Genomic DNA, 25,027 nt, shown 5'->3' with positions numbered 1-25,027 from the left:
TTAACTAAATTTAAACAAACCGACAATTTACGTTAAAACTTGTGAGTGTGATCATGTTTGCGAGCTCGATTAGTGAAATTGTCATAATGAAAAGAATTGCTTAACAAACAGTGGCATTAACTGGCTTTACAGGTGAGGTGATGAAAATTTTGTTGGTGCTGAAAGGTGTTTTGTTGAAGTTTTGTCTTTGTAAATTATGAGCTTTTTACTAAAAGCCTAATGTGGACGGAGTTTTAGGTATAAAAAAGGCCCCGACGATGCGGAGCCTTTGTTAATTGACGTCTCGATTTTAGAAAATAAGATGAGCAACGCCAGCAATCACAGGTAACGTGATTAACGTACGTAAAATGAAAATTACGAAGAGCTCTACAATGTTTACTGGAATTTTGCTGCCTAACAGTAGGGCACCTACTTCCGACATGTAGATAAGCTGAGTTACTGACATTGCTGCAATAACAAAACGTGTCATTTCGTTATCGATTGAGGCCGCTAAAATTGCTGGAATAAACATATCTGCAAAGCCAACAACTATTGTCTGTGATGCTGCAACAGCTTCAGGGACTTGCAGTAGCTCTAGGTATGGGATAAACGGTTGACCCAGAATTGCAAATACAGGCGTGTATTCTGCAATCACCAATGCGACGGTACCAAGACCCATAACTACAGGTAGTACGCCAAATACCATGTCGACTGCGTTGTGTACGCCTTCTTTAAATACAGACTGAACCGATGTGACTTGACCAGCACGCTTAAGAGCTAGATCCATACCCCAAGAGAATGTGGTGTGGCCTTCTGGCACTGCATCTGCGTCTTTATCTGGGTTGCTGCCGTCAATGTAGCGATCTTTCTTCAGACTAAGCGGAGGCAGGCGAGGAATGATAATCGCAGCTACGATACCAGCTAGACAGATAGCGCCGTAGAAAGGCAAAAATAAGTGCTCTAGTTTTACCTGAGCGATAACAACTAAGCTAAACGTGATCGATACTGCTGAGAAAGTGGTCCCGACAACAGCCGCTTCACGCTGAGTATAGAACTTATTTTCGTATTGCTTGCTGGTTAGCAAGATACCAACACTTCCGTCGCCTAACCAAGATGCCATACAGTCAATTGCACTGCGGCCAGGTAGGTTGAATACCGGACGCATTATTTTACTGAGTAACGCACCAAATAGCTCCAGAAGACCGAAGTTCAAAAGAAGCGGAAGCAGTAAACCCGCGAAAATGAAAACGGCAAACAGAGTAGGTAGGAGACCAGTAAGAACAAGCCCGCCAGTGTTTTCTTCCCAAATTGCTTTTGGACCCACTTGGAAAAACGTCATTAACACGGCAGCGCCGCCGATTAAACGAACAACGAGCCAAAGTGGAGATGGGTTGAAGAGACCGTTTAAAAAACCATTACGTAAAATTGCAGCTGGCTTAAAAATTTTGCAAAGAACAGAAGCAACGGCCATGAAAGCGATGATACTGGTGACGATAGCAATCAAGGTATCGCCTAACACCGCTGGGATGACTTTTGCCATCACGGCAACGGGAATGGTTAGGCCACCATCGTAAGAGATCGGAGCCATAAAGAGTAGAAGACCAATTAGGGAAGGGATGAAAAACATCCAAAAGTTGCCCTTAGGAGCTTCAGTAGCATTAGTGGTGTTATGCATAGTTGTCTCGTGTTACTACTAGTCAATACTTGCCATTTCCATGACATAAATATTCACTAAACATCCGTATTTAATCACAGTTTTGCGGAGGGTACCCGCAAACTGCATCCATTGCAATACTATTCATTAAATACATCTAGTTATTCAGCCGATTTGTCGGGTAATTGGTCAAATAACGTCTAAGTGTATGCGAATATGTTGCTTGTGTTAGAAAATTGTAGCACGAGGGGCGAATTGCGCAGTGAATTATGGGGCGCATTGTGACTGGAATAATAAAATGGTAAACAAATGTGATTTTGATCTAACTAACTTCTTTGCCAGAAATTCAGTTAGCCTTATCTATTCTAAGGTTTTTAGTGGTGTCAAAATACCGTTCAGCGTTTCTTGTACCGTTGCAGTGTGAACCTATTGAGCCAAATCCGATTGAAGTATGTCGCTTCAATCGGATCGAAATTTTATGCTTTTTGTTGACGGCTAAGTATGTATAGGTAACTCCAGTAAATCAGAGCTGTAGAAAAAGCCAATATTGCTGGGAAAACCAGCGTATATAAACCATATACCGTAAATAGAGCCGCTCCTGCGACGCCGCCAAACAAAAAGCCAAAGAAAATGAATAGGAATAATTTTGCTTTACGTCGGTCAAATTGACGACCTCTCAAGCTCTCTCCAATCATAATCCCTAGATCGGTGATGATTCCGGTCATATGTGTGGTTCTGACTACTGCGCCGCTAAACGTGGTGATCATTGCGTTTTGTAATCCACATGCTGCTGATGCTAGATATTGGCCGTACAAATCCCCTTGCACCAAAAAGCCCAAGCTGAGTAAGAGCAAGCTCCCTTCTATGCACAGTGCAACACCATATCTTCGCCCTAGTTTTAACGCACTGCTTTCAATAAAAAAGCCGCTAAAGGCAGCGCCAATCAAAAAGCTAAATACGATGAAGAGCAGGTGAATGGAGCTATCCACACCTGTTAGCAAGCTGTTCCCTAGCTGAGTTACGGTTCCCGAAAGATGAGTTATCGCTTGGTGTTGAAAGCCGAGAAGACCAACGGCGTTGACGCAGCCCGCGAGAAGAGCTAGTAGAAACGCGCCATATTCCACCCAACGAGGAAGTCTGGAAATCACAATAAACCCCAACCAAATATTAGGAGCCGATTATAACGCTCACACCGAGTTACGAAACCCTTTACAGTAAAACTCGATTGATCATTCTCAAAAAAATCTCACTTATAGGTCGTTTGTCCGAGCCAAAGTAAATACGTGAACGCGGATTGCTCGCTAGCAGATGTGTTCCGTTGTGCATTCGAAACTCACCCACCCGTGTTTCATTTGTTCATAGACTGAAACGGTAGGTTGGTGGAACTCTTTATCGGTAAATAGACCGACGGGAATGATCATGATTTCCGGGTATGCAGAAACGAACAACCTCATTGTCGTGCCGCAGGATGGACAAAAGTCATACTGAACCTCACTGCCATCATCGCCAATTCGGGTATAGCTAGTGACTTCACCGTTTAAAGTGACGTGCTCTTTTTCAAAGCGAGCTTGTACCCCAAAAACACTGCCAGTTCGTTTTTGGCATTCGAAGCAATGGCAGACAGACGTGTGGGTGGGCTCTCCCTTACAACGGATCTCAACTAAACCGCAGGCGCACTCGCATGTATGAATGGTTTTTGTCATCGTGATTACCTATTTGTCCCAATACACCAATAGACCTAGAGCACAGAGCTTATGTCACTGGCTCGTTATGAGCTCTGGACTTGAAACTATTTGGATACAATCAGTTTAGTTTAATTTTGAAACACTTGAAGAGGTGAAATCATTTGGGTATACAATGGTATACTCGCTTTTCGTTTATACCTTTAAACAAGGAAGTCTTCATGACTCACAAAAAAATCCTGCCGATACCACTTATTCTACTTATTCCAATCGTTTTATTAGTTGTGGTTGTGATCGCAGGTGTTTATCGTTTTAGTTTGTCTGATGACGAGATCATGGCTAAGTTTCCTCAAACAGAAGTAGAAACTAACGTTATTGTGCAAGAGACGCTTGGCATCACTGCACGTAACCCTTGGACGATCCAAGTACCCGAGCAGGGTGCGGTCACTTTTCTTGATGAGTGGGATAAAGAAAACGGCTATTTGATCGGTGACTATGATGCAGGTGCGACAAAAGGTCAGGTACTTGTCCCAACTGCGTCGATTAGTCAGCGTGAGATTGAAGGTGTTTCATGGGTTGTTGCACCGATGATTGTAACGACACAAGGTAGCGGTTCGTTTAACTATGTTGGCTTGTTCAAGTTTGACCCCGTGCCGAGCCGAGTTGTACTTTTAGACAGTATTTTTGTTGGTGACCGCGTGAAATTTACTCAGCTCGAATGGAAAAGTGATACAACTATCACGCTTTCATATTTAGCGCACGGTGACGATCAAGCAATGGCAGACACGCCAAATCAATTCAATTCATCCACATTACAGCGTGTAGGGAATAACTTACATATGCAACAGTGATGAATTTTTTTTGAGTTCTGTAAAAATTCAGTATTTTCTGCGCTAGATCTCGAAATTTCCTAGTGATTTCTTATTCGGGAATGCATAAGCTATGAGCCTTGTTTGAAAGGAGATAGTAATTCCCGTGTCTACAAATGAAATTACAAGACGGTTGCCGAATCTGACAAGTCGTAGAGCGCTGCTGTTATACTCCTTGCCAGTTTTAGTTGCGATTGGTGTTTCTCACTCTCTCAAAGAGTCATCTTTAACCAAAACCATCGCATTGAACCTACCTGAATCTCAGGTCGTTGAAAAAATTCTTGATGCGACAACTGCCGAAGTTGTCACTCCCCCGAACTTCGAATATCAAATCCAAGCAGGTGACAACCTAAGCACTATTTTTAGTCAGCTCGGTTTCGGTTACAGCTCGTTAATGAAAGTAATGGAAACGGATTTGAACTACTTGGCACTTGATACACTTAAGCCGGGCAATACGCTCCGTTTCTGGCGTGATGATGCGACAGGCGAGTTAGCGAAAATGGAACTGCAATTTTCTATTGCAGATAAAGTGGTCTACAAGCTGAATAGTGATGGTAGCTATGACTTTACTGATATTTCCATTCCTGGCGTGTGGAGCCAAGAACCTTTAGTTGGCGTTATTCAAGGCAGTTTTTCTTCTTCTGCGAGTCGTTTAGGTTTAACGTCGGCGGAAGTGAGTCAAGTCGTAAGCTTACTCAAAGAGCAACTTAACTTTGGACGTGATCTTCGTGCAGGTGATCGATTTGAAGTTGTTCGTCGCTCACAAAGCATCAATGGTGTACCAACAGGTAAGAACGAAATTGAGGCGATTAAGATTTATAATCGCGGCCGCGAGATCACCGCTTACCTTCATACTGATGGTCAATTCTACAATGCCAAAGGTGAAAGCTTACAGCGCGCATTCCAGCGTTACCCTGTAAGTAGTCGTTGGCGTATCAGTTCTGGCTTCAACCCTAATCGTTTACATCCAGTAACGGGGCGTGTTGCGCCGCACAACGGCACTGACTTTGCTGTACCAACCGGTACACCAGTCGTTTCTACTGGTGATGGTACAGTGATCATGACTCGTAAACACCCTTATGCGGGTAACTACGTGGTTGTTGAGCACGGCAGCAAATACAAAACCCGTTACTTACACCTAAGTAAGATTTTGGTGAAGAAAGGGCAAAAGGTTTCTCGAGGCCAGCGTATCGGTCTTTCTGGTAAAACAGGTCGAGTGACTGGGCCACACCTTCACTATGAGTTGATTGAATACGGCCGTCCAGTTAACGCTATGCGAGCAAATATCCCAATGGCGAGTTCTGTTCCTAAGAAAGAGATGGCTACTTTTGTCGCGAACAGAGATGAAATGGATAGACTATTACGCGATAAAGAGAAAGCAGTGCTGTAATAAAGTACTTCGCTCAAAAAACAAAAAGAGACTAAGCATAGCTTGGTCTCTTTTACTTTGTGCATTAACTAGATTTGAATTCTATGACAGCAGTCTGTTCAGTACGTTAGGCACTCCGCACTTCACGTTCATTTATCAGGTGTACGATTTCTTCAACACTGTGTGGACGAGAGTAAAAATAACCTTGGATGTAGTGGCAGCCCATTTCAATTAACTTTTGTAGTGCTCTATCGTCTTCTACTCCTTCGGCAATCAAATCCACATCGAGCAGCTCTGCCAATTGCGCTATCAAAAACACTACTTGTTCAGAGGTTGTATTTGAGAGCATGTTCTGCACAAAGGTAGCATCGATTTTGATGCTATCAATCGGATAATTGTGTATATAGTTCAAGCTTGAGTATCCCGTACCAAAATCATCCAGTGCGACTTTAAAACCCAAGTATCGCAACGAGTTAAGTACCATCTGTTCACGGCCACTTTGTGAGAGTAAGACGGTCTCGGTGAGCTCTATAACAAAGTCTTTTGCTTCGTGCTGATACTTTTCAACCATGTTGGTTAAGTGATTAATATAACGGTTGGAATCAACCAGCTCATACGCTGAGCAATTGATGGAGAGTTTGACTTTATAGCCTAGGTTCGCTTCGAGTTCTTGCTTTGCGATACACGCGAGTTCAATAATCCGTTCACCTAACTCGATAATCAGGCCTGATTGTTCGGCAGCTTCAATGAACTCCGCTGGAGAGATATTTCCATAGATATTGCTATTCCAACGAGTCAAAATTTCAAAGTAATTCCAGCGGTCGCTCGTGATATCGACGATCGGTTGAACCACTACATACAACTCATCGCTGTCTTGTATATCAGTACTTAGCTGGATTCGCATTGCCTCAATAAGCTGCGTCCTACGGTGGTATAACGCACTAAGGTGTGTGTCGTAATGCTGAATCCGTGTATCGCGGTGTTTTTTACAATCTTTGAGAGCGAGACTGGCATTCAAAATCAGCTCATCGCTGTTCAACATATGTACTGGGGCACGTGCAATACCAATACTAACGGTGAAAGAAATCCGGTTAGATTTGTCGCTGTAGCCGCTTTCAATTTTGTCGAGTACTTCCTGACACACGGCGACAGGATCTTCGTCGTACGTGATGAAGGCGAATTCATCTCCTGCAACACGGAACGCATTGTTTGGCGACGACAAGCTCTGTTGAATGGCGTTAGCTGTGAACTTAATGATTTGGTCGCCGATATAGTTTCCGTTGATATCATTGATCGATTTGAAATTATCGATATCAAGATACGCCAAACTGAATGGACGAGTCGCTTGCTGCGTTAATGTCTCCAAGGTATCAGCTAAACAGCTACGGTTGAGCAGTCCAGTTAGGTTATCATGCGATACCTCATAGCTAAGCTGATTAAGAAGCTTATCTGAACGTTCACTGACCCACTTTTCACGTAAGCTATGAATAATGACATTGGCATAAAATCGGTGGAAGTCGAGGATATCTTGCGCTTCTTTCGCGTGGATGCTTCGGGTAAAGGTAGACAGTAAAATTCCCAGAACTTCGCCATTTTGTGTCTTCAATGGCAGGCCAATGTAAGCTTGAATGCCATCTTCTTGAAACATCTGATCTTCAGGAAAACGCTTGTATACCTGGTCTTGATAGAAAATATGTTCGCCAATGTCTTTCGCCACTTTTTCACAGGGGGTGCCTGAAAGGTGGTAGCTTAGGTTGTCTGTAATTTTTCCATTGCTGGCGAAGGAAATGGTATGAGCCGAATGCTGAAGATGCGCAACTTCTACAACGCAAGTGCAATGGCTCTGCAAGTGTTGATGAATATCTAACGTGACTCGGTTTAGCTGAGCCGTGCCGTTTAGCTTCAATATCTCATCAATTTTGTGGAAACTGATTTGTACCTGACCCATCGAGCATTTCACCTAGCGTTGTTATTAACATATCGTGTAAGACACGACGAATTATTATTTGATATGCATCAAATAAACTATCGGTTACTAAGGCAGATTTTTCAAATTTTGTGAACGAACAAATCATTATTTTCATGTTTTTATGCTTGAACCTTTTAAAGGTATAGCGATAAAAACGCTAAGCTAGGCGCGCTTCTCCTCTTCTAATCGTGATTTGAGATAATCGAGGAATAGCTTAGTCCGGGTATGCTGATAATCCAGCTTTGGATAGTAGGCATATACAGTGGCTTTATCCGCTGTGATATCGGGCAGGATAGGGACTAACGCGCCGGATTTGAGATCATCTTTGATCATGACGTTGTTCGTCATCAAAATACCCATGCCTCTTTTGGCACCATGAAACAGCGCTTCTGGGTTGGTCGTGGCAAAGTTACCGGACAAGCTGATACGCTTACCTCGATTTGTTTTGATTTCTCGTGAGGGTTTTTCTCCCCAAATCAGGACATTATGCTCTGTCAGATCCTCAACGCATTGCGGTGTTCCATATTTTTTTAGGTAACTAGGCGCAGCGTAAAACTGGGCTTTATGTTCGAAAAGCGCAGTGGCTTTGAAACTCAGAGAGTTCAGTTGCTCTAATTCCCGGCTAATAAACAGGTCTAAGCTTAGCTCTGGCAATTGGCCTGGTAGCGTTGTTGTTAATTGAAGTGTGATGTCTGGATATTTCTCAAGAAAATCATCGAGATAATGAACTAGAAACTTGGAACCAACGGCCAGTGTCGCACCAATTTTTAATAGCCCCGCTGGTGATTGGTTGACTGAGCGAGTTTCATCTAATACCGATTGCCATGAATCAAGCTGACTTTTTGCTCGTTGATAAAACAGCGCACCAGCTTCAGTTTGGCTAATTGAGCGGGTCGTACGTTTGAGTAGTTGAACGCCAATTTTATCTTCTAGCCATTGAACTCGCTTACTGATAGCTGAGCTGGTGGTATTGAGTTTCCGCGCTGCTGCATTAAAGCTACCTTCTTCGACCACACGAATATAACTCTTCACGCTTTGAATCCAGTCCATTGTATCTCCTTGGGAATTAATTCCTTTCCAACTTAGCTGATTATCATCTTTGAGTATCAAATATACACTGTTTGCCATCAATCTGTCACAAAGTAGGAGGAACGTTTGCGTAAAACACCATTGTTATTAGCGATGATGATCATTGCCACAGGCCAAGTTGGCGTTAGTATTTATCTTCCTTCTTTGCCGTTGATTGGTCATGACTTGAATTTGCCGCAACATTCGATTCAGAATCTCGTCACGCTATTTCTCGTTGGCTTCGGTATCTCTCAGCTTTTTTACGGCCCATTGTCTGATGCGATTGGTCGTCGGCCGGTGTTTATTTTGGGGCAAAGTGTATATCTAGTTGGTACGGTTATTTGCATCGCGTTTTCGGACAACATTGTTGCCCTTGAAGCGGGACGGTTACTGCAAGGCCTAGGAGCGGGCAGCGCTTCGGTACTTGGTCGGTCAGTACTGCGTGATAGTTATGACGGTATGCAATTAACCAAAGCGCTATCTTATATTTCAGTCACTGCTTCAGTGATGCCAATTATTGCTCCGCTGTTTGGTGGCTGGATTGCTTTTCACCTGAGTTGGCATGCTGTCTTCGTGTTTGTGCTGATTTACTTAATGGCAATTTTTACACTTGGTTTATTGGTGCTGCCAGAAACGCTGCCTTATCCGAAGAGAAAATTTAAAGTAGGCGAAGTAAGCGCGAACTATTTGCGTCTGTTAACGAATACACAAGTGATTGGTAGTGCGAGTTACAACTGGCTTAGTTATTTATCGGCTCTGGTTACTCTCTCCTTGTATCCATTTTTAATGCAACAAGAGTTAGGATTAACGGCGGCAGATTACGGCTCTTTGATGATCATACCATCAGTTGGTTTGCTGACGGGTAGCTTAGTGCTGAATTTGATCAATGCTCGTTACAAAGCTCAGCAAATCTTGCTGATGAGTTTCGCGATTGTTTCTGTTGCTGGCGTCATGTTGCTGGTTACCCCCTTCAGTGTATTTTCATTGCTGACGGCATTCACGTGTTTAAGTTTTGCCCAAGGCATGTCATTCCCAGTATCGATCAGTTTGCTACTTTCGCCACATAAGCAACAGGCAGGCGCGGTTTCTGCGTTATCTGGTTCTATTCAAATGTGTTTAGCAGGTTTGTTTGGTGGGTACTTAGTAGACTCATGGGTTACGAATCAGCAGCAGCTTGGGGTGTTTTATTTGTTTATTGCGTTACTTTCTTGCTTTGTTCTTGTACTAAGCCAATTTCGTAAAGTGCCAGAAGGGACGGTTCAAGCAGAAACTTCCATCTGAATATACTTGCAACCAGAAGGTCGGCTTTCTAAAATGCGCAGCTAAATTAAGTCTGGCCTGTTGTGTATACTGAATAACTTGGTTTGAAAGGAAGAGGGCGAACCTTGATACTTCTCTCAAGCTTGGAATACATTTCTGCCCAATGGCTATCCGATCTCTAATCGTTAGGTGAAAGAATGCAACAAAACGAATTTGAAACACTGGTAAAAGAAATTACTCAGCAAGAAAGCATGCCAAAGGCGCTCGAAGTCTTGAAGGCGTGTGAGGAAGAAGAAGTTGCACAAGCGGCGCAATCCCTAACGGGTCAGTTTGGCCTTGCAGAAGTTGATGGTGAGAAACGTATTTACCATATTACCACTCAAGAAGACGCGTCCGGAGAAGAGCAAGAATACGTAGAGCACGTCATGAATGAAGGCGATCACTTGATCAAGTTTGCAGCGTGGTTCTTTGAAACATTCTTTGAAATCAAACAGAAAGATACGTACGTCGCGGCGGGTAAAACATACCAACAACCGAAGCGATAGACGCTCATTTCAAAAAATCCACGAAAACCAAACTGAAAGTTAATTACAAAATAAATGTGACTGGAGTCTTGTTTTTATCTATTTGTGGTGTAAAATTACTACATAGTTAAGTCAATACATTCAGGAGAAGGTCATGGGTAACGAACTTGGTGGTGCTTATATTGGCCAGATGATTGCAAAAGACGCGATGCACAAAGCGCTTTACGGTAAAGCGAAGAAGAAAAAAGCTTCTGTTTTTGCTCGTGTTATTAAAAAACTGGCGAAATAATTTAAAAAGCCCTGATTGAAAAATCAGGGCTTTTTGCTTTTCTCTGTTTTGTTGTTAGTAAGTAGCCAACATATTGCACAACATTGGCAAAACGCTACTCAAAGACTGATGACATTTAAATCTAGAATTACGCGGATTGGCTTGGTATCTCCACAACATTGTTAGGCACTTTATCTAGCCCCTTTGCTGATAACCACTTTTCTAAATCGTCAGCGCCTCCAATATATTTTCCATCTAACCAAATTTGCGGCACTGTTACCGGTGTTTTTTCGCCAATGATGGCTTTTACTTCAGGAATCATGCGATATAAGGCGGCGCTGTCTTTAACTACATCATGGTACTCATACTGAACGCCAGCCTCGTCAAGTAATTGTTTGGCTTTGACACAGTAAGGGCAAGTTGCTTTACCATAAACAATGTTGCCTTTTAGCTCATCGCGTTTTACCCACTCAGCAATAACAGACTGTACAAGCACACCCCGATTCAATGCTTCTCCTTGGCTGATAACTTTCCCTTCGACAAGAAGAATGGGTGCATGCCAAGCACCAGCTTTTAATGGTTCCCACCAGTGCGATAACCAATCTTTTACTTCAAGTTCAACGGGCACATTGGCTAGTTCGTTTTCAAAAGTATCCTTTAAAATATCTTTGGTTAATGTACATTCACCACAAGGAATATTGACTTTGAATGGGCCCCAACTACCAGCCCAGCGATACAGTGTAATTTTGATTGGTTGACTCATATGGGTTCCTCATTTCCTTTCCTGAAAATATAGAACTTTTAAATTAGATTTTTCTTTCAACTAACTTTGTCTTTTTCGCTTCCCAATGCGTAATAAACGCAATAGATGCAATAATAATCGCAGCACCTAACCATAAACGACCAGGTGGCACCCAACCAAACACCAACCAACCAGCAACAACATTCAAAGGCAGTTTGGCGTGATCAAATGGTTGCACAAATGAGGCGTCTGCTACTGCATATGCTTTAACGATAGCCCATTGAGCGAGTGCTGTAAGTGCACCTGCGGCTAAAAGCACACCCCATATCGTCCACGTATCTGGCATAGTAAACGTCGGTATCGCTAACAAGATATTAAATGGTGTTATCAGCAGCAATAAATAGACAACCATGGTTGATGGCGGATCGTTTACCGACATTTTTTTAACCATTAATGAATACGCTGCCCAGAAAAATGCGGCGCCAACAGGGAGCAGGGTCGCCCATGTAAATGAGTCTGCCCAAGGCTCAAGAATGATCATGGCACCAACAAACCCCGTCAATGTAGCGAGCCAGCGTGCAGTACCTACTTTTTCTTTGAGTAACAAGCCAGAACCAACTGTGGCAAATAACGGGGAGGTCATGAGAAGTGCAATACCTTGCCAAATTGGAACTGGGTAAGCGAGAGCCCATAACCAAAGTTGAATCCCGATAACAGAGAGAAAAATGCGGAATGCATGCCAGCCAAAGTGTTGGGTTCTTAAAGAACGTCTAATCCCAAGTGTACGTAGGTAGGGCAGAATAACAAATAAGGCGATTGCATATTGGAATAACGCAAATGTGGTGGAGGAGACACCAAAGTTGATGCTAGCAATTTGGGCGAAGCTGTTCACTATGGCGAATGCCAAGCCAGCTGTTAGCATCCAGGACGCACCTTGAACAGGATGATGATTCAATTGAAAAATTCCAGTTTGATAGAGGTGGCGGGATCATACGTCCTATTGTTTTTCGCGCCAATAAAAAAATGCCTCCCAGAGGGAGGCGACATTACCAATTCAAAGGACGTGCCTGTTATAACAGGTACAAAGAACGAGAAGCACAAACGCTGCCATGCATTTGCATAAATAATATTGCAGAACACGTGCCAACTTTTATATGTTTGATTTTAAATGGTTTTTTTGTTTTTCTATGTTGTCGATTAGATGAAATGCACTAACTTAGTGATCAATCGCATTAAAAGAGGGCAGAAGTAGGCGTCGTTACGCTCGTTTTTCATTGCTGAGCGATGCTTGGATAGTGTGAAAACTTATCGAGTTGTGTTGGGTTACATAAAAAATGGCCAGCAAAGGTGCTGGCCAAGTGGACTCGCTCTTAGGACAAGAGTGAACTAGAAATCGTAACGTACGCCTAGGCGCAGTGTATCTTCGCCTTCTGTTACTAGACCTGTTGTTGCATCTTTTGCTTCATCAAGTTGGTTGATGTAGTAAGACAGGTAAGTACGGAAGTTGCTGTTTAGTTTGTAGTAACCAACAAGCTCGATACCTTCAACGGTGTCGTACTTTGAACCGTTGTCTGGATCATTCTCTTGAGCTGTGTATAGAGCTGCAAGTGTCACTTTGCTTGCTACTTTGTAGCTTGCGACTAGCTCGTAAGCCGTAAAGTCTTCAGAGTCAGTCAGGGAACCTTGAGAATAAGTACCTGCTAGGTAAAGGTTGTCCATCGAGTAAGCGATACCACCTAGAATTTGATCTTCAGAGTTATCTTTATCTACATCGCCACCAGAGTATGCAAGACCAAAGTCGAGGCCCATTGGTAGTGAGTACATTCCAGAGATGCCGTATTTATCTTCGTTATCGCTAGAGTTTGCTTGGTAGGTTGCTTGAAGTTGTAGTGCATCAAACGCACCACGGTATGCGAAAACGCTGTCTTGCTTATCAGACGACGAATCAATAACTTGCTGAACACCAGAGAATTCTGTGATATCCGTCATGTCAGAGATGATGACTGCAGCCATGTCTTGACGACCTACAGAGAAAGCACCGATATCAGAGTCGACGCCTGCATACATGTAGCGGTTTTTGAATTCACTCTTGCCCGTTTTTTGTTCGGCTTCGTAAACACCGAAAGCAGAAAGGCCGTTGCCGATGTCTGTTTTACCTTTTAGGTTAAGACGAGCACGGCTTTTATCTTCCATGGAACCTTCAACTTCAGCACCGTCTGAACCGATGAAGTCACCACGAAACTCAACGCGGCCGCCAACTTTTAATTCAGTACCGTCGTTTTTGTATACAGTTGCTGCGAATGATGGTGCTGATACCAATGCTGTAAGAATTGCAGTAGTTAGTGCTGCCTTTTTCATTTTCTTATTACCCTAGTTGTAATCGATGGGCTTTCTTGCCCGATGTGTTGATGACGCTAAGGTAAAGGCTGAAAATGAAAGATAGATTTCTGTTAAGTTATGATTTGATTGCACTTTTATTGCTGGAAAGAATAAGTTCCCCTTCTCATACCACTTATAAAAAGAAAGGTTTATCTTTTTTGAGGTTTTTTCCTCTCCGTTAAAGACTGTGTTTTTTTCAAAAAGTTCCTGAATTGCTTCTTGACCCTAAATGTAAGTAAACATTTCAATTTGGCAGGGAAGTTTGGCCTAAAAATAGCGAATCATCAGCTATTTGTGAGCTAACTCTCTCTAAAGCATTTCTTATTGTAAGGTTTTTATTTCTCGATTTCTTGAAGGCTAAGTAAACGATTGCTTTTTAGGTTTTGTCTGAGATCTTTTCACTCGGTTGTCAGGAACTAATCAAATAAAGTGTCGGCAGTTGTTACACAAAGGTAAAACTAATCTGGTGGAAACGATGCCTCGGATAGCCTTTGTATTCCTCTCTTTGTTCATCATTTCGTTTTTACGAAAGTGAACCAAAGCCGGGTCTAAAACTGACTAACCAACTAATAAGTAATGGATTTAGAAATGAATAAAAAATTATTAGCAGCGGCAATCGCGGCAGCAACCTTCGGTACTCAAGCAGTTGCAGTGGAACTATATAATAACGATGGCACAACATTTTCGATGGGCGGCCACGTTTCTGTTAATTTAAATGGATCAGAGCAAGGTGACACGGATGTGGGTACTAACTCTCCTCGTATCAATATCTCTGCGACACAGGATTTGGGTAATGGCTTCACCGCAGACGCACGTGGTGAATGGGCGCTAAACTACTTAGACGGTGGTGAAGAGTCGTTTAAAACGCGTCTAGGTTACTTAGGTGTAACGCATGAGGTTTATGGTCGTGCAGTAGGTGGTACGCAATGGTCACCTTACTACGATGTCGCAGGTATTGCAGATATGCCAATCGCGTTTGCCAACGACTTCATCTATGACGATCATGGAAACCTTGGCACTGGCCGTGCGGATAAAATGCTTTCTTACCGTAATGCCATCGAGCTGGGTGAAGCGGGTGTGATCAACTTTGGTCTTGGTTGGCAGGGTGCAAACGATGATTACACGCGCAACGATGCTGGAGTTATAACTGGCGGTGCTAAATACGATGACCGTGTGCAAGCTGCGCTTTCTTACTCAATCATGGGCGCTAAAATCGGTTACTCTTACAATGGCGGCGATTTCCAGCACCCTGCATATGCAGGTAAGCACACGGCGGAATCACACGTTGTATCAGCATCTTACGGTGCGTACGGCCAAGGCCTATTCCTTGCTGCAGTTTATGGTTCAAACGAAAACATGAACTTCAGTGCAAAAGGTGACCGTTTAGAAGAAAGTGATGCGTACGAGGCGATCATCGCATACGCTCTGGCGAACAGCCTAAACTTGAGTGTTAACTATGAAATGGTGGAAGGTAAAGAGTTTAAGAACTCTAAAACAGAAACTGCTCGTGAAGAAATGGCACTACAAGCAGAATACAACTTCACGCCTAAATTTGTTGGTTACGCGGGTTACCAGTTTGACCTAAATGACGACAATGGTCGTGAAACTGATGACAAATGGGCGTTAGGTGCTCGTTACTACCTATAATAGGGTTTAGCGAGAACTATTATTCAAGCTCATTGATCTAAAGCCAGCCTCGTGCTGGCTTTTTTGTCTATTTGTTTTACAAATACTTTGCTGTTTCAATTAGATGATACAAAATTCAAAACGGGGTGAATGTCTTATTTTTTACACTAGAGGTTGCTATTTAGTGTCGTTAAGTCAATAGGTTAGATTATGATGGGATTTTTGTTTTGCAGGGAAGAATGATGAGTGTTATTCAAGTTGAAGAAAAGAAAGTAGAAGTGGGTAAAGTGCTTTGTGTTGGACGAAATTACGTTGAACACATTCATGAGCTTAATAATGCAATGCCTGAGCAAATGGTTGTATTTAATAAACCCGCAACCTCCGTATCAACAACTCTGCGTTCATTCCATCAAGAGCCCCTTCATTATGAGGCTGAAATCTGCTTTTTGATCAAGGATGGACGTTATTCAGCGGTTGGTTTGGGATTGGATCTGACCAAGCGTGGTTTGCAATCCTCGCTTAAAAATCAGGGGTTGCCGTGGGAGCGTGCTAAGGCATTTGATGGCTCCGCTGTGTTTAGTCGGTTTGTCTCTTTGGATAACATTGATATCAATGATCTAAACCTTGAGCTCTTAATCAACTGTGTTCGTGTACAAAAAGGTCACGTTAACCAAATGCTCTATCCGCCGCTAACTATCCTGGATGAATTAACCAGTTACACAACACTTCAAGATGGCGATGTAGTGATGACTGGTACACCAAAGGGCGTTGGTGAGGTACATGAAGGTGACATCTTCCTTGGTCGATTAAAGTGTGGCGATGTCACCTTGTTGGAGATTGAGTGGTTGGCGGATTAAAGCCAAATTCGTAGAACGAGAAATACCACCATACTGATAACCGTCGTTAAAAGAACATTTTTAGTAAAATACGCGATTAAAGCAGCCAGTACGGCAGCCAGTAAAAATGGGTTTTGCACATTGACGCTGAGCTCCCCATCGGGAATGAAAACGATCGGTGCCCAGATCGCAGTCAGTACTGCGGGGCTAGCGTAATTGAGTACTTTTTGAGTGCGCGTCCCTAATCGCAATGGTAGCTTGGGTTCTAAAAACAAGTAGCGGCTGGTGAAAACAAGTACCGTCATCAGCAAAATAGCCAACATGATCATTAGCGTTTCTCCTTTACTTGTTCCACAAAGTAACCAGTAAGCATGGCTAAAATGCTCGAAATCATCAAACTTCCCTCAATTTGATAATAGGTTAGGGCAACTGAGCTCACCAAAGCCACAATAACACTCGCGAGCACCGCTGCATTTTTAATGGTGGGTACTACTATCGCGATAAAAGTAGCGGCTACAGCAAATTCCAAACCCATTTCGTTCAGTTCAGGGATTAGACTTCCCGCAATAATGCCCGTCAATGTCGCGACATTCCAAAACAGGTAAAAACTCAGACCAGCCCCAAGTGCATACCAGCGATTAAATTGTTTATCGGAATGGTGGCCTACAATCGCAAACAGCTCGTCAGTAAGTAAGAAGCCGAGTGATAATCGCCATTTTAGAGGGAGCGGTGCAATTTTACTGCGCATCGATACACTGTAGAGGAAGTGTCGAGAGGTGATAAAAAACGTTGTCAGTAACATGGTCACTAGACCTGCTCCCGTTTTAATCATTCCCATCGCGACGAGCTGTGCAGAACCTGCGAACAAAATGGCGGATAGTGCTTGTCCTTCCAAAGGGTGAAGCCCAGTATCAATTGCGAATGAGCCTGCGAGTAAGCCCCAAGGGAGCACTGCGATACTCAGAGGCATCATCGCAAGTGTACCTTGCCAAAATAGCGTGGCTTTTGATTCTTTTTTTAACGGCAAAGTGTGGTCCATAGTTTCTTCTTATTTATTCCTAAATCAGATTACCAAGATAGCTCGGTAGTCGCATAACGCCTTGTACAATATTGCTGCTTTAGCTGTGACGGACGTATTGGCCGGGAGTGACGCCCATGGCTTTTTTAAAGTGTCGATGCAGATGGCTTTGATCATGGAAGCCGCATTCTTGTGCCACGTCTGAAATTTTTTGTCCCATTTTTAGTAGCTTCTTCGCCATACGTAAACGTTGCTGAATTTGATAGGCATGAGGCGGAAAGCCAAATTGCTTTTGAAACTCTCTCAGCAGATGAAAAGGGCTTAATCCAGACAGTTTGGCGAGTTCTTCTAGTGAGACGTCCGTTTGTGGAAAGTCTTCCAAAAATTCTCTGACGAGCTGCACTTGTCGCTGAGCTCTGGTTGACTCTTTCAGTGGTGCCCGATGAGTGCTGTGTTTACTGGCTAGCTTGATCAACGTGCCGTAAACCAAAGTTTCTCTCAATAAACGGTTGTCTGATTTTTCTAGTGTTTCAAATACCAATCGTAACTGACTAGCCAGCTCAGGATCGTAAACCACAGGTTGAGGGAAATAGGGCAGAGCTACATTTGGTGAACCAAGCTCTTGTCCTAAAGTTTGAAACTGCTGAGGTACAGGGTACATTGCTTTGTATTCCCAACCGCCTTCCGAGGCTGAATGCCCGTTGTGTACTTCATCTGCATTAACAAGGATGATGCTGTCCTGTGGCGCGATATGATTCCCGCCCGTCCTAAAAAATTGTTGTGCCCCTTTTTCGATGACACCAATAGTGTAACCTTCGTGGCTATGGCGTGAAAAATTCTGCTTCTCATACTTTGCATCGAGAAGTTCTAAACCGCCGAGCTCTTGAGCTATCTTGAAGGTAGCGATTTCCTTATTCTTTTCTTTCATCTTTATCCGGTCTGCTCAAGAAAATCATTTTAGAAGTGTAACGGATCCATCGTGCTTATTTTTGTACAAAATTGCTATTCGATTTTGATAAACAGGCGAATTGATTGCTACTTTTCAACTGGGCAAACTATGATTTTTATTTTTTGACTTATCTTGGCTATTTTGGGCTGGATGATGTTATTTTGTTGGTATAACATTCGCCGCCTTGTTGTAGAAAAGCGGTTCCATCATGATTGATTTATCTGTACTTCCTGTTTATCTCACCGCAGTAGTGGCTTTGTTGCTGTTACCAGGGCCCGATATGTTGCTGATAGCGAGCTCTAGTATGAGTTACGGTAAGAAGGTCGGTCTTTTTGCTAGCTTAGGCAATGCGACGTCTGGTGTTATTCTTACTTTGCTTGCTGCGATGGGCGTATCTACCCTGATTGCCATGAGCCCAATAGCCCTTAAAGTCCTTCATCTATTAGGTGGCGCTTACTTGTTAAAAATGGGTTGGGACTGCTTACGAGCTGAGGCATCTTCGGCTCCAGAGCTTGATGGTCAAAACAAAATGGCATCAACTTATTATCAGCGTGCTTTGATGAGTAATTTGCTTAACCCTAAAGCCTTGGTCTTTTTTGTGATGTTTTTGCCGCAGTTTGTCTCAAGCAATATCACTGCATCTTCCGGTGAGCAGATGCTAGCGCTAGGGTTATTGTTGAACGTTCTTGGCTTGTCATTCAATTTATTACTTGTTGGGTTAGCAGGCACATTGGGCAAAGGGCTGCTCGAGAACGAAAAATTCCGCACGTATCAACATAAACTAATGGGGTTAGTGTTTGTTATTCTGGCGTTGTGGATGCTGAGTAGTTTCGCCTTGTAAAGTTATCATATTCCATTAGAAAGCCAGCAATTGCTGGCTTTTTGTTTTAGGATATTGGTGTTTCCTAAGGAGAGGATATATGAAGCTTGAATTTTGTTTAAATCCAGATCAAACAGACCTTGATTTTGTTCGTGAAGGTATTCGATCTTATAACCGACTGCATTTACCTGAAGGGGAAGTGCATGCTGTAGGCTGTTTCGCAAAAGATGAGAATGGCAAGATCATGGGTGGCTTGACTGGCGAAATGTTTAAAAATACGGTGTTTGTTGAGTTTTTGTGGGTAGACGCTGAAAGTCGAACCTCTGGTCTCGGTAGTCAATTAATGTCGATGCTAGAACAAAAAGTAAAGCCTCATGGGGTTACCCATGTTTATTTGGATACCTACAGCTTTCAAGCTCTTGAGTTCTATCTCAAATTGGGTTTTGAGAAAGTGGGGCAGTACTCAGGCTATCCTGCAGAGGGCATCCACAAGTACTTTCTACAAAAGGAAATTGTAGGCTAGGGAAAGCACGGGTTAGCTTGACTTGTTCTAGTGAAAATCAAAAAAGAGGCGCGAATTTGCGCCTCTTGTTGTATCAAATATCTATGTTTCTCTTTGACTTACAAACTTTGCTGGTGCGCGTCGATAAGTTCGTTCATCTTCGCTTCTGCTGCTTGCTGTGCTTGTTCATAGCTCATATCCGCAGGGAAGAGGTTGATGACTTCGTAGTAACATTTTAGTTTTGGCTCAGTACCAGAAGGACGAACAATCACGCGAGATTGATCTTCTAGGTGATAAATCAATACGTCACTTGCTGGTAAGTCAATGGATTCTTCAGAGCCGTCGTCAAACATGCGAACCGATGTTTTTAGATCTTCGGTTACTGCAACTTTTTTACCAGCAATCTCTGTTGGTGGATTGGCTCGGAGTTTGTCGCCGATTGGTGGAGAGTTCGGGTCGAGAGCGATGCTGCGTTGTGCGTTGAAGTAGAAACCGTGCTTGCGGTACAGCTCTTCCAGTTTATCCCACAGTGTTTTGCCTTGCGCTTTAAGCTTGCCTGTTAGCTGTGAAAACGCGACGATTGCAGATAAACCATCTTTATCCCACACCTTGTTACCCACGGTATAACCGAGCGCTTCCTCATAAGCAAACAAGAATGGGTTGGTTTCTGTCTCTTGTTCCATGGCAACGTTAGTAAGCCATTTAAAGCCAGTTAATGTTTGATAGTATTGTGCGCCATGCGCCTTAGCGATGCTGCTCAGCATTCTTGAGGATACGATGGTGTTGCCAACCAAAGCGTTAGGTTGCTGTTCCAGCAAGTAATCGCCAAACAGTGAGCCCACCTGATCACCTGTTAGCATTTGATACTCGCCATCTGGGCGTTTAACTGCCACGGCAAAACGGTCCGCATCTGGATCGTTCGCGCAAGCGATATCGGCATCTACGGACTTACCTAATGCCATCACCATATCCATTGCACCGGCTTCTTCAGGGTTTGGGAAGTTGACGGTTGGGAAGCTTCCATCAGGTTCGCGCTGTTCCTTAACACTTGCCACTTTTTGGAAGCCTGCGTCGGCAAGTAGCGTTTCCGCCATATTCGCGCCAACGCCATGCATTGCGGTGTAAGCAATAGATATATCGGTATTGTTGTCAGGAGTAAGCAGCGCGTTTTCGTTCATTGTCTTACGGTAAGTTTGGTAGTAGTCGTCTTCCAACCAAACTAACAAACCGTGCTGTTTTGCATCATCGAGAGACATTAAAGGTAATGGCTTCGTTGTTGCGTCATCAATTTTCGCTGCGATTCCAGAGTCGTGTGGAGGAATAATCTGTGCGCCATTCTCCCAATATACTTTAAAGCCATTGTATTCTGGTGGATTGTGACTGGCAGTAACAACAACAGCGGCCGCCGCATTCAATGTACGGACACCAAACGCGACAATTGGGGTTGCTGCAACGTCATACGTTAGGTAAACCTTGATACCAAGGGCCGTCAGTACGGATGCGGTATCATGCGCGAATTGTTTTGAATCGGGACGACCGTCGTAGCCAATAACGACACCACGACTCGCGGCATCTTTGACTTGCTCAAGCAAATAGTTCCCTAAACCAGTGGCGGTCTCTTGAATCACCAAGCGGTTCATTCGGTTTGGACCTGCGCCCACTTTGCCACGTAAGCCTGCAGTACCAAAGGCAAGGCGTGAGCCAAAGCGATCAGTAAGTTCTTGTTCATTGTTCGTATCGACGAGGTGTTGTAGCTCTTCACGAGTCTTAGGATCAGGGTCTCGTTCTAGCCATTGCGTAATTAGTGCTGTCATATCAGTCATTCCTTAGTAGGGGGAGCCTACTTTCTTGGACACTTCGTTTGGTAAGTATCTCAATGTTTTCTTTTAAATCAATGTAAATGGTTCTCAATTACATTTCAAAGAGGGCAATCGATAAACCGAATTAATTTTTCTTATCCGAACAAAATTTAATCATATTTAATTTCTTGAAGAACCTTGGAACTATAACTAGCCTTTTAACATAAATATAACAAACCGTGTCGAAATCGTAGTTTTTGTGATTTTTCGTAAAGTTGTTCGATATTTGCATCGGGACGCAAGGAAGCTCGCGTAGGCGTAGCGGCTGAGCAGAGGAGAGATCTTTTGAAAAGATTAACGACTACTCTAGCCTTATCACTGAATGTGATTTTAATCACATTTTCCTCTTTTGGTTGGTCAAAGGAAAATGACTACAACATGACAAAAGGGGTCACAGAGATAAGTGGGCAAGTGTATGAATTACATATGCTGATTTTCTATATCTGCTGTGTAATTGCTTTGATTGTTTTTGGTGTGATGTTCTATTCCATCTTCCGTCATCGCAAGTCAAAAGGAGCAGTTGCAGCACATTTCCATGAAAGCACAAAAGTGGAAATTATTTGGACGGTCATACCCATCATCATTCTTGTCGCTATGGCGATTCCCGCAACAAAAACTCTAGTAGCAATGGAAGACACAAGCCAATCGGATATCACGGTCAAGATCACAGGCTCGCAATGGAAATGGCATTACAGCTATTTTGGTGAAGATGTTGAGTTCTTCAGTTTGCTTGCCACCAGCCAAAAACAAATTGATGGAATCGAAGCTAAAGGCGCGCATTACTTACTGGAAGTAGACAACCCTTTGGTGTTGCCTGTGAATCGCAAAGTGCGTTTTTTGATGACTTCTGATGATGTCATTCACTCTTGGTGGGTACCAGACTTTGCCGTCAAGAAAGACACCATTCCAGGTTTTATCAATGAAGCATGGACAAGAATTGATGAGCCAGGCGTATATCGCGGTCAGTGTGCGGAGCTATGTGGTCGTGCACACGGATTTATGCCAGTGGTGGTGCATGCAATGGAAGAAGAAAAGTTCGATGAATGGCTAGCGAGTAAGAAGGAAGAACTCGCGCTTCAAAAAGCGGCGGCACAAGAAGCGCTCTCTCAAGACTTATCTATGGACGAATTGATGTCGCAAGGCGAATCGATATACACGGCGCGTTGCGCTGTGTGTCATCAGGCAAATGGTGAGGGGATTCCGGGTGCATTTCCCGCGATTAAAGGCAGTCCTATTGCAACCGGAGATGTTACAGAGCACATAGATATTATTGTCAACGGTCGCCCGGGCACCGCAATGCAGGCTTTTTCTAATCAGTTAAGTGACAAAGAAATTGGCGCGGTTATCACATATCAACGAAATGCATGGGGCAACGATACTGGCGATACAGTGCAAGCATCCGATGTGAATGCCTTTAAGGCACAAGGCAGTGCTAAGGAGGAAATATGAGTAAGCCAATAGATAAGGCAGTGAAGTCTGCGCCAGCAGAAGCCAGTGCGAACAGTACCATTGCGATCGATGATGGTCACGAGCATCATGCACCCCAGGGCATCACTCGTTGGTTGTATTCTACAAGCCATAAAGACATAGGCACCCTCTACCTTTGGTTTAGCTTTGCGATGTTTCTAACAGGTGGTGCGATGGCAATGATCATTCGTGCCGAACTGTTCCAGCCAGGGCTACAGCTAGTCGATCCGCAGTTTTTTAATCAAATGACCACGGTACACGGTTTAGTGATGGTATTTGGTGCGGTGATGCCAGCATTTACGGGTCTTGCTAACTGGATGATCCCGATGATGATCGGCGCTCCTGATATGGCGCTGCCGCGCATGAACAACTTGAGCTTTTGGATCTTACCTTTTGCATTTCTTATTTTGTTTAGCTCGTTGTTTTTACCTGGCGGCGGTCCTGATTTTGGTTGGACGTTTTATGCTCCGCTGTCCACGACTTATGGACCAGATAGCACTGCGCTGTTTGTATTCTCTGTGCATATCATGGGTATCAGCTCCATTATGGGCGCGATCAACGTTATCGTGACGATCGTAAATATGCGAGCTCCGGGAATGACTTGGTTCAAGTTACCAATGTTTGTTTGGACTTGGTTAATTACCGCTTTCTTGTTGATCGCGGTTATGCCGGTACTAGCGGGTGCAGTGACCATGGTTCTTACTGACAAATATTTCGGGACTAGCTTCTTTGACGCAGCTGGTGGTGGTGACCCGGTAATGTTCCAACACATCTTTTGGTTCTTTGGTCACCCAGAAGTGTACATCATGATTTTACCGTCGTTTGGAATCATTTCCGCCATTCTGCCTGCTTTCAGTGGTAAGAAGCTGTTTGGTTATCATTCGATGGTTTACGCGACGTGCAGCATTGCATTGTTATCTTTCCTTGTGTGGGCGCACCACATGTTTACCACGGGGATGCCAGTTTTTGCTGAGCTCTTCTTCATGTATTGCACTATGCTGATTGCGGTACCAACGGGGGTTAAAGTCTTTAACTGGGTTGCCACCATGTGGCGTGGAGCTCTGACATTTGAAACGCCAATGTTGTTTGCCATTGCCTTTATTGTGCTTTTTACTATTGGCGGCTTCTCGGGACTGATGTTGGCGATTGTGCCGGCGGATTTCCAATATCATGACACTTACTTCGTGGTTGCCCATTTCCATTATGTGTTGGTATCTGGTGCGGTATTCTCGATCATGGCAGCGGCATACTACTGGCTACCTAAGTGGACGGGCAATATGTACGACCACAAGCTGAGTTTATGGCATTTCTGGTGCTCAATTATTTCCGTCAATGTCCTGTTTTTCCCAATGCACTTCCTAGGCTTAGCGGGCATGCCAAGACGCATACCGGATTACGCCATTCAGTTTGCTGATGTTAATCAAATAGTATCAATTGGTGGGTTTGCATTCGGGTTGTCACAACTGATCTTCTTATGGTTGGTGATCAAGTGTATTCGTGGCGGGGAAAAGGCCTCTGCAAAACCGTGGGAACGTGCGGAAGGCTTAGAGTGGACAGTGCCAAGCCCTGCGCCGCATCATACGTTTACTACACCGCCTAAGATTGACTAGCAAAGAGTGGGGTGAGTGACATGAAACCGAATCCATCAAACAAGAAGCTCACAGTGAAGTTGCTTTTGGCGACCCTGTTAATGTTTGGCTTCGGCTATGCACTGGTCCCACTTTATGACGTGATGTGCGACGCACTGGGAATCAATGGAAAGACAAGTGAAGTAGCCGCCATTCAACCGACAGGTATGCAACCGGACATGAGCCGAACTGTTCGCGTGGAGTTTATGGCTCATGTCAGCCCAGATATGCCTTGGGAGTTTAGACCCAAAGTGATTTCGATGGATGTTCACCCAGGTGAAGTTGTGCAAACTGAATACCTTGCATTTAATGAAAGCGGGCAGAAGTTGGTGGGGCAAGCCGTTCCTTCTGTTTCTCCCGGGACTGGAGCTGCTTACTTCAATAAGATTGAGTGTTTTTGTTTTAACCAGCAGCCTCTGGATGGTAAACAGCAAGCTCAAATGCCGTTGATTTTTTATATCGAACCGGACTTGCCTGAGTCTATACACACGTTAACGCTGTCTTACACACTCTATAAACTTCCCCCTCCTACAGGCTCTTAGCCACTCAGGGAGAGAGA

General features: G+C 43.8%; 24 protein-coding genes. 12 read left to right on the top strand and 12 right to left on the bottom strand.

The window, feature by feature from the left end:
• Positions 1 to 289 precede the first annotated feature (289 nt).
• From R8N47_RS12345 to R8N47_RS12335, 3 genes are all read right to left on the bottom strand, one after another.
• Positions 290 to 1,654, bottom strand: a complete 1,365-nt coding sequence (locus tag R8N47_RS12345) for a YjiH family protein (protein WP_017635848.1) — start codon at positions 1,652 to 1,654, stop codon at positions 290 to 292.
• 455 nt (positions 1,655 to 2,109) lie between these two features.
• On the bottom strand, positions 2,110 to 2,781 hold the full coding sequence (locus tag R8N47_RS12340) for a YoaK family protein (RefSeq protein ID WP_005375484.1): 672 nt from the start codon (positions 2,779 to 2,781) through the stop codon (positions 2,110 to 2,112).
• 153 nt (positions 2,782 to 2,934) lie between these two features.
• A complete protein-coding gene (locus R8N47_RS12335; protein ID WP_017635849.1) occupies positions 2,935 to 3,336 on the bottom strand; it encodes a GFA family protein in 402 nt (133 codons plus the stop codon).
• Positions 3,337 to 3,536: 200 nt separating this feature from the next.
• Here R8N47_RS12335 and R8N47_RS12330 point away from each other — a divergent pair, with 200 nt between their 5' ends.
• Together R8N47_RS12330 and R8N47_RS12325 are read left to right on the top strand one after the other, a co-directional pair.
• Positions 3,537 to 4,166 (top strand): hypothetical protein, encoded by a 630-nt coding sequence (locus R8N47_RS12330; RefSeq protein ID WP_017635850.1) that lies wholly within the window; start codon positions 3,537 to 3,539, stop codon positions 4,164 to 4,166.
• A 124-nt stretch (positions 4,167 to 4,290) separates the two neighbouring features.
• Positions 4,291 to 5,574 carry a peptidoglycan DD-metalloendopeptidase family protein gene (locus tag R8N47_RS12325; RefSeq protein WP_025768471.1) on the top strand — a complete coding sequence of 428 codons (1,284 nt, stop codon included), beginning with the start codon at positions 4,291 to 4,293 and terminating at the stop codon, positions 5,572 to 5,574.
• Between the two features lie 106 nt (positions 5,575 to 5,680).
• Here R8N47_RS12325 and R8N47_RS12320 read toward each other — a convergent pair whose 3' ends face one another.
• Both R8N47_RS12320 and R8N47_RS12315 read right to left on the bottom strand, forming a co-directional pair.
• Positions 5,681 to 7,501: a putative bifunctional diguanylate cyclase/phosphodiesterase gene (locus R8N47_RS12320; RefSeq protein ID WP_005375494.1), complete on the bottom strand. Its 1,821-nt coding sequence runs from the start codon at positions 7,499 to 7,501 to the stop codon at positions 5,681 to 5,683.
• 183 nt (positions 7,502 to 7,684) lie between these two features.
• Positions 7,685 to 8,572: a LysR family transcriptional regulator gene (locus tag R8N47_RS12315; RefSeq protein WP_017635852.1), complete on the bottom strand. Its 888-nt coding sequence runs from the start codon at positions 8,570 to 8,572 to the stop codon at positions 7,685 to 7,687.
• 105 nt (positions 8,573 to 8,677) lie between these two features.
• Here R8N47_RS12315 and R8N47_RS12310 point away from each other — a divergent pair, with 105 nt between their 5' ends.
• The 3 genes from R8N47_RS12310 (at position 8,678) to R8N47_RS12300 (ending at position 10,663) form a co-directional block, all read left to right on the top strand.
• Positions 8,678 to 9,871, top strand: coding sequence for a multidrug effflux MFS transporter (locus R8N47_RS12310; protein ID WP_064354587.1), 1,194 nt, complete (start codon positions 8,678 to 8,680; stop codon positions 9,869 to 9,871).
• A gap of 176 nt (positions 9,872 to 10,047) precedes the next feature.
• A complete protein-coding gene (locus tag R8N47_RS12305; protein WP_064354588.1) occupies positions 10,048 to 10,395 on the top strand; it encodes a hypothetical protein in 348 nt (115 codons plus the stop codon).
• A 133-nt stretch (positions 10,396 to 10,528) separates the two neighbouring features.
• Positions 10,529 to 10,663: a hypothetical protein gene (locus R8N47_RS12300; protein WP_017635854.1), complete on the top strand. Its 135-nt coding sequence runs from the start codon at positions 10,529 to 10,531 to the stop codon at positions 10,661 to 10,663.
• 127 nt (positions 10,664 to 10,790) lie between these two features.
• Here R8N47_RS12300 and R8N47_RS12295 read toward each other — a convergent pair whose 3' ends face one another.
• From R8N47_RS12295 to R8N47_RS12285, 3 genes are all read right to left on the bottom strand, one after another.
• Positions 10,791 to 11,405 carry a glutaredoxin domain-containing protein gene (locus R8N47_RS12295; RefSeq protein WP_064354589.1) on the bottom strand — a complete coding sequence of 205 codons (615 nt, stop codon included), beginning with the start codon at positions 11,403 to 11,405 and terminating at the stop codon, positions 10,791 to 10,793.
• Positions 11,406 to 11,448: 43 nt separating this feature from the next.
• Positions 11,449 to 12,306, bottom strand: a complete 858-nt coding sequence (locus tag R8N47_RS12290; RefSeq protein WP_005375542.1) for a DMT family transporter — start codon at positions 12,304 to 12,306, stop codon at positions 11,449 to 11,451.
• A gap of 464 nt (positions 12,307 to 12,770) precedes the next feature.
• Positions 12,771 to 13,742: a porin gene (locus R8N47_RS12285; RefSeq protein WP_005375535.1), complete on the bottom strand. Its 972-nt coding sequence runs from the start codon at positions 13,740 to 13,742 to the stop codon at positions 12,771 to 12,773.
• A gap of 609 nt (positions 13,743 to 14,351) precedes the next feature.
• Here R8N47_RS12285 and R8N47_RS12280 point away from each other — a divergent pair.
• Together R8N47_RS12280 and R8N47_RS12275 are read left to right on the top strand one after the other, a co-directional pair.
• Positions 14,352 to 15,410, top strand: a complete 1,059-nt coding sequence (locus R8N47_RS12280) for a porin (RefSeq protein ID WP_064354590.1) — start codon at positions 14,352 to 14,354, stop codon at positions 15,408 to 15,410.
• A 221-nt stretch (positions 15,411 to 15,631) separates the two neighbouring features.
• On the top strand, positions 15,632 to 16,246 hold the full coding sequence (locus tag R8N47_RS12275) for a fumarylacetoacetate hydrolase family protein (RefSeq protein ID WP_017635857.1): 615 nt from the start codon (positions 15,632 to 15,634) through the stop codon (positions 16,244 to 16,246).
• Here the strand turns inward: R8N47_RS12275 and R8N47_RS12270 are convergent.
• From R8N47_RS12270 to R8N47_RS12260, 3 genes are all read right to left on the bottom strand, one after another.
• The gene (locus R8N47_RS12270; RefSeq protein ID WP_005385193.1) at positions 16,243 to 16,554 is read right to left on the bottom strand and encodes an AzlD domain-containing protein; all 312 of its coding nucleotides are present in this window, start codon (positions 16,552 to 16,554) and stop codon (positions 16,243 to 16,245) included. The two genes, R8N47_RS12275 and R8N47_RS12270, sit on opposite strands and share 4 nt — an antisense overlap.
• Positions 16,554 to 17,264, bottom strand: a complete 711-nt coding sequence (locus R8N47_RS12265; protein ID WP_064354591.1) for an AzlC family ABC transporter permease — start codon at positions 17,262 to 17,264, stop codon at positions 16,554 to 16,556. The genes R8N47_RS12270 and R8N47_RS12265 overlap by 1 nt, the downstream gene beginning before the upstream one ends.
• A 79-nt stretch (positions 17,265 to 17,343) precedes the next feature.
• Positions 17,344 to 18,171 (bottom strand): AraC family transcriptional regulator, encoded by an 828-nt coding sequence (locus R8N47_RS12260; RefSeq protein ID WP_005385198.1) that lies wholly within the window; start codon positions 18,169 to 18,171, stop codon positions 17,344 to 17,346.
• Positions 18,172 to 18,400: 229 nt separating this feature from the next.
• Between R8N47_RS12260 and R8N47_RS12255 the strand changes: the two genes are divergently transcribed.
• Positions 18,401 to 19,033: a LysE family translocator gene (locus tag R8N47_RS12255; RefSeq protein ID WP_005375522.1), complete on the top strand. Its 633-nt coding sequence runs from the start codon at positions 18,401 to 18,403 to the stop codon at positions 19,031 to 19,033.
• A gap of 79 nt (positions 19,034 to 19,112) precedes the next feature.
• Positions 19,113 to 19,535, top strand: a complete 423-nt coding sequence (locus R8N47_RS12250; RefSeq protein WP_005375519.1) for a GNAT family N-acetyltransferase — start codon at positions 19,113 to 19,115, stop codon at positions 19,533 to 19,535.
• A gap of 98 nt (positions 19,536 to 19,633) precedes the next feature.
• Here R8N47_RS12250 and R8N47_RS12245 read toward each other — a convergent pair whose 3' ends face one another.
• Positions 19,634 to 21,328: a phospho-sugar mutase gene (locus R8N47_RS12245; RefSeq protein ID WP_318070214.1), complete on the bottom strand. Its 1,695-nt coding sequence runs from the start codon at positions 21,326 to 21,328 to the stop codon at positions 19,634 to 19,636.
• A gap of 330 nt (positions 21,329 to 21,658) precedes the next feature.
• Between R8N47_RS12245 and coxB the strand changes: the two genes are divergently transcribed.
• From coxB to R8N47_RS12230, 3 genes are read left to right on the top strand one after another with little or no spacing between them, the layout of a single operon-like run.
• Positions 21,659 to 22,822 carry a cytochrome c oxidase subunit II gene (gene coxB, locus R8N47_RS12240; RefSeq protein ID WP_005385208.1) on the top strand — a complete coding sequence of 388 codons (1,164 nt, stop codon included), beginning with the start codon at positions 21,659 to 21,661 and terminating at the stop codon, positions 22,820 to 22,822.
• Positions 22,819 to 24,450, top strand: coding sequence for a cytochrome c oxidase subunit I (gene ctaD, locus R8N47_RS12235; protein WP_064354592.1), 1,632 nt, complete (start codon positions 22,819 to 22,821; stop codon positions 24,448 to 24,450). Before coxB ends, ctaD begins: the two co-directional genes overlap by 4 nt.
• Positions 24,451 to 24,470: 20 nt before the next feature.
• The gene (locus tag R8N47_RS12230) at positions 24,471 to 25,010 is read left to right on the top strand and encodes a cytochrome c oxidase assembly protein (protein WP_005385211.1); all 540 of its coding nucleotides are present in this window, start codon (positions 24,471 to 24,473) and stop codon (positions 25,008 to 25,010) included.
• Positions 25,011 to 25,027: the final 17 nt, after the last annotated feature.

It is taken from the genome of Vibrio sp. 2132-1 (genome assembly GCF_033344315.1).
The sequence above is the reverse complement of the archived record's forward strand: the minus strand, read 5'-3'. Positions and strand labels throughout refer to the sequence as shown.

Bases quoted from the DNA above. Each gene is read 5' to 3' on its own strand.
- R8N47_RS12345 (WP_017635848.1), bottom strand. From the start codon at position 1,654: ATGCATAACACCACTAATGCTACTGAAGCTCCTAAGGGCAACTTTTGG.
- R8N47_RS12335 (WP_017635849.1), bottom strand. From the start codon at position 3,336: ATGACAAAAACCATTCATACATGCGAGTGCGCCTGCGGTTTAGTTGAG.
- R8N47_RS12330 (WP_017635850.1), top strand. From the start codon at position 3,537: ATGACTCACAAAAAAATCCTGCCGATACCACTTATTCTACTTATTCCA.
- R8N47_RS12320 (WP_005375494.1), bottom strand. From the start codon at position 7,501: ATGGGTCAGGTACAAATCAGTTTCCACAAAATTGATGAGATATTGAAG.
- R8N47_RS12315 (WP_017635852.1), bottom strand. From the start codon at position 8,572: ATGGACTGGATTCAAAGCGTGAAGAGTTATATTCGTGTGGTCGAAGAA.
- R8N47_RS12305 (WP_064354588.1), top strand. From the start codon at position 10,048: ATGCAACAAAACGAATTTGAAACACTGGTAAAAGAAATTACTCAGCAA.
- R8N47_RS12300 (WP_017635854.1), top strand. From the start codon at position 10,529: ATGGGTAACGAACTTGGTGGTGCTTATATTGGCCAGATGATTGCAAAA.
- R8N47_RS12295 (WP_064354589.1), bottom strand. From the start codon at position 11,405: ATGAGTCAACCAATCAAAATTACACTGTATCGCTGGGCTGGTAGTTGG.
- R8N47_RS12290 (WP_005375542.1), bottom strand. From the start codon at position 12,306: ATGCTAACAGCTGGCTTGGCATTCGCCATAGTGAACAGCTTCGCCCAA.
- R8N47_RS12285 (WP_005375535.1), bottom strand. From the start codon at position 13,742: ATGAAAAAGGCAGCACTAACTACTGCAATTCTTACAGCATTGGTATCA.
- R8N47_RS12280 (WP_064354590.1), top strand. From the start codon at position 14,352: ATGAATAAAAAATTATTAGCAGCGGCAATCGCGGCAGCAACCTTCGGT.
- R8N47_RS12275 (WP_017635857.1), top strand. From the start codon at position 15,632: ATGAGTGTTATTCAAGTTGAAGAAAAGAAAGTAGAAGTGGGTAAAGTG.
- R8N47_RS12270 (WP_005385193.1), bottom strand. From the start codon at position 16,554: ATGATCATGTTGGCTATTTTGCTGATGACGGTACTTGTTTTCACCAGC.
- R8N47_RS12265 (WP_064354591.1), bottom strand. From the start codon at position 17,264: ATGGACCACACTTTGCCGTTAAAAAAAGAATCAAAAGCCACGCTATTT.
- R8N47_RS12260 (WP_005385198.1), bottom strand. From the start codon at position 18,171: ATGAAAGAAAAGAATAAGGAAATCGCTACCTTCAAGATAGCTCAAGAG.
- R8N47_RS12255 (WP_005375522.1), top strand. From the start codon at position 18,401: ATGATTGATTTATCTGTACTTCCTGTTTATCTCACCGCAGTAGTGGCT.
- R8N47_RS12250 (WP_005375519.1), top strand. From the start codon at position 19,113: ATGAAGCTTGAATTTTGTTTAAATCCAGATCAAACAGACCTTGATTTT.
- R8N47_RS12245 (WP_318070214.1), bottom strand. From the start codon at position 21,328: ATGACAGCACTAATTACGCAATGGCTAGAACGAGACCCTGATCCTAAG.
- ctaD (WP_064354592.1), top strand. From the start codon at position 22,819: ATGAGTAAGCCAATAGATAAGGCAGTGAAGTCTGCGCCAGCAGAAGCC.
- R8N47_RS12230 (WP_005385211.1), top strand. From the start codon at position 24,471: ATGAAACCGAATCCATCAAACAAGAAGCTCACAGTGAAGTTGCTTTTG.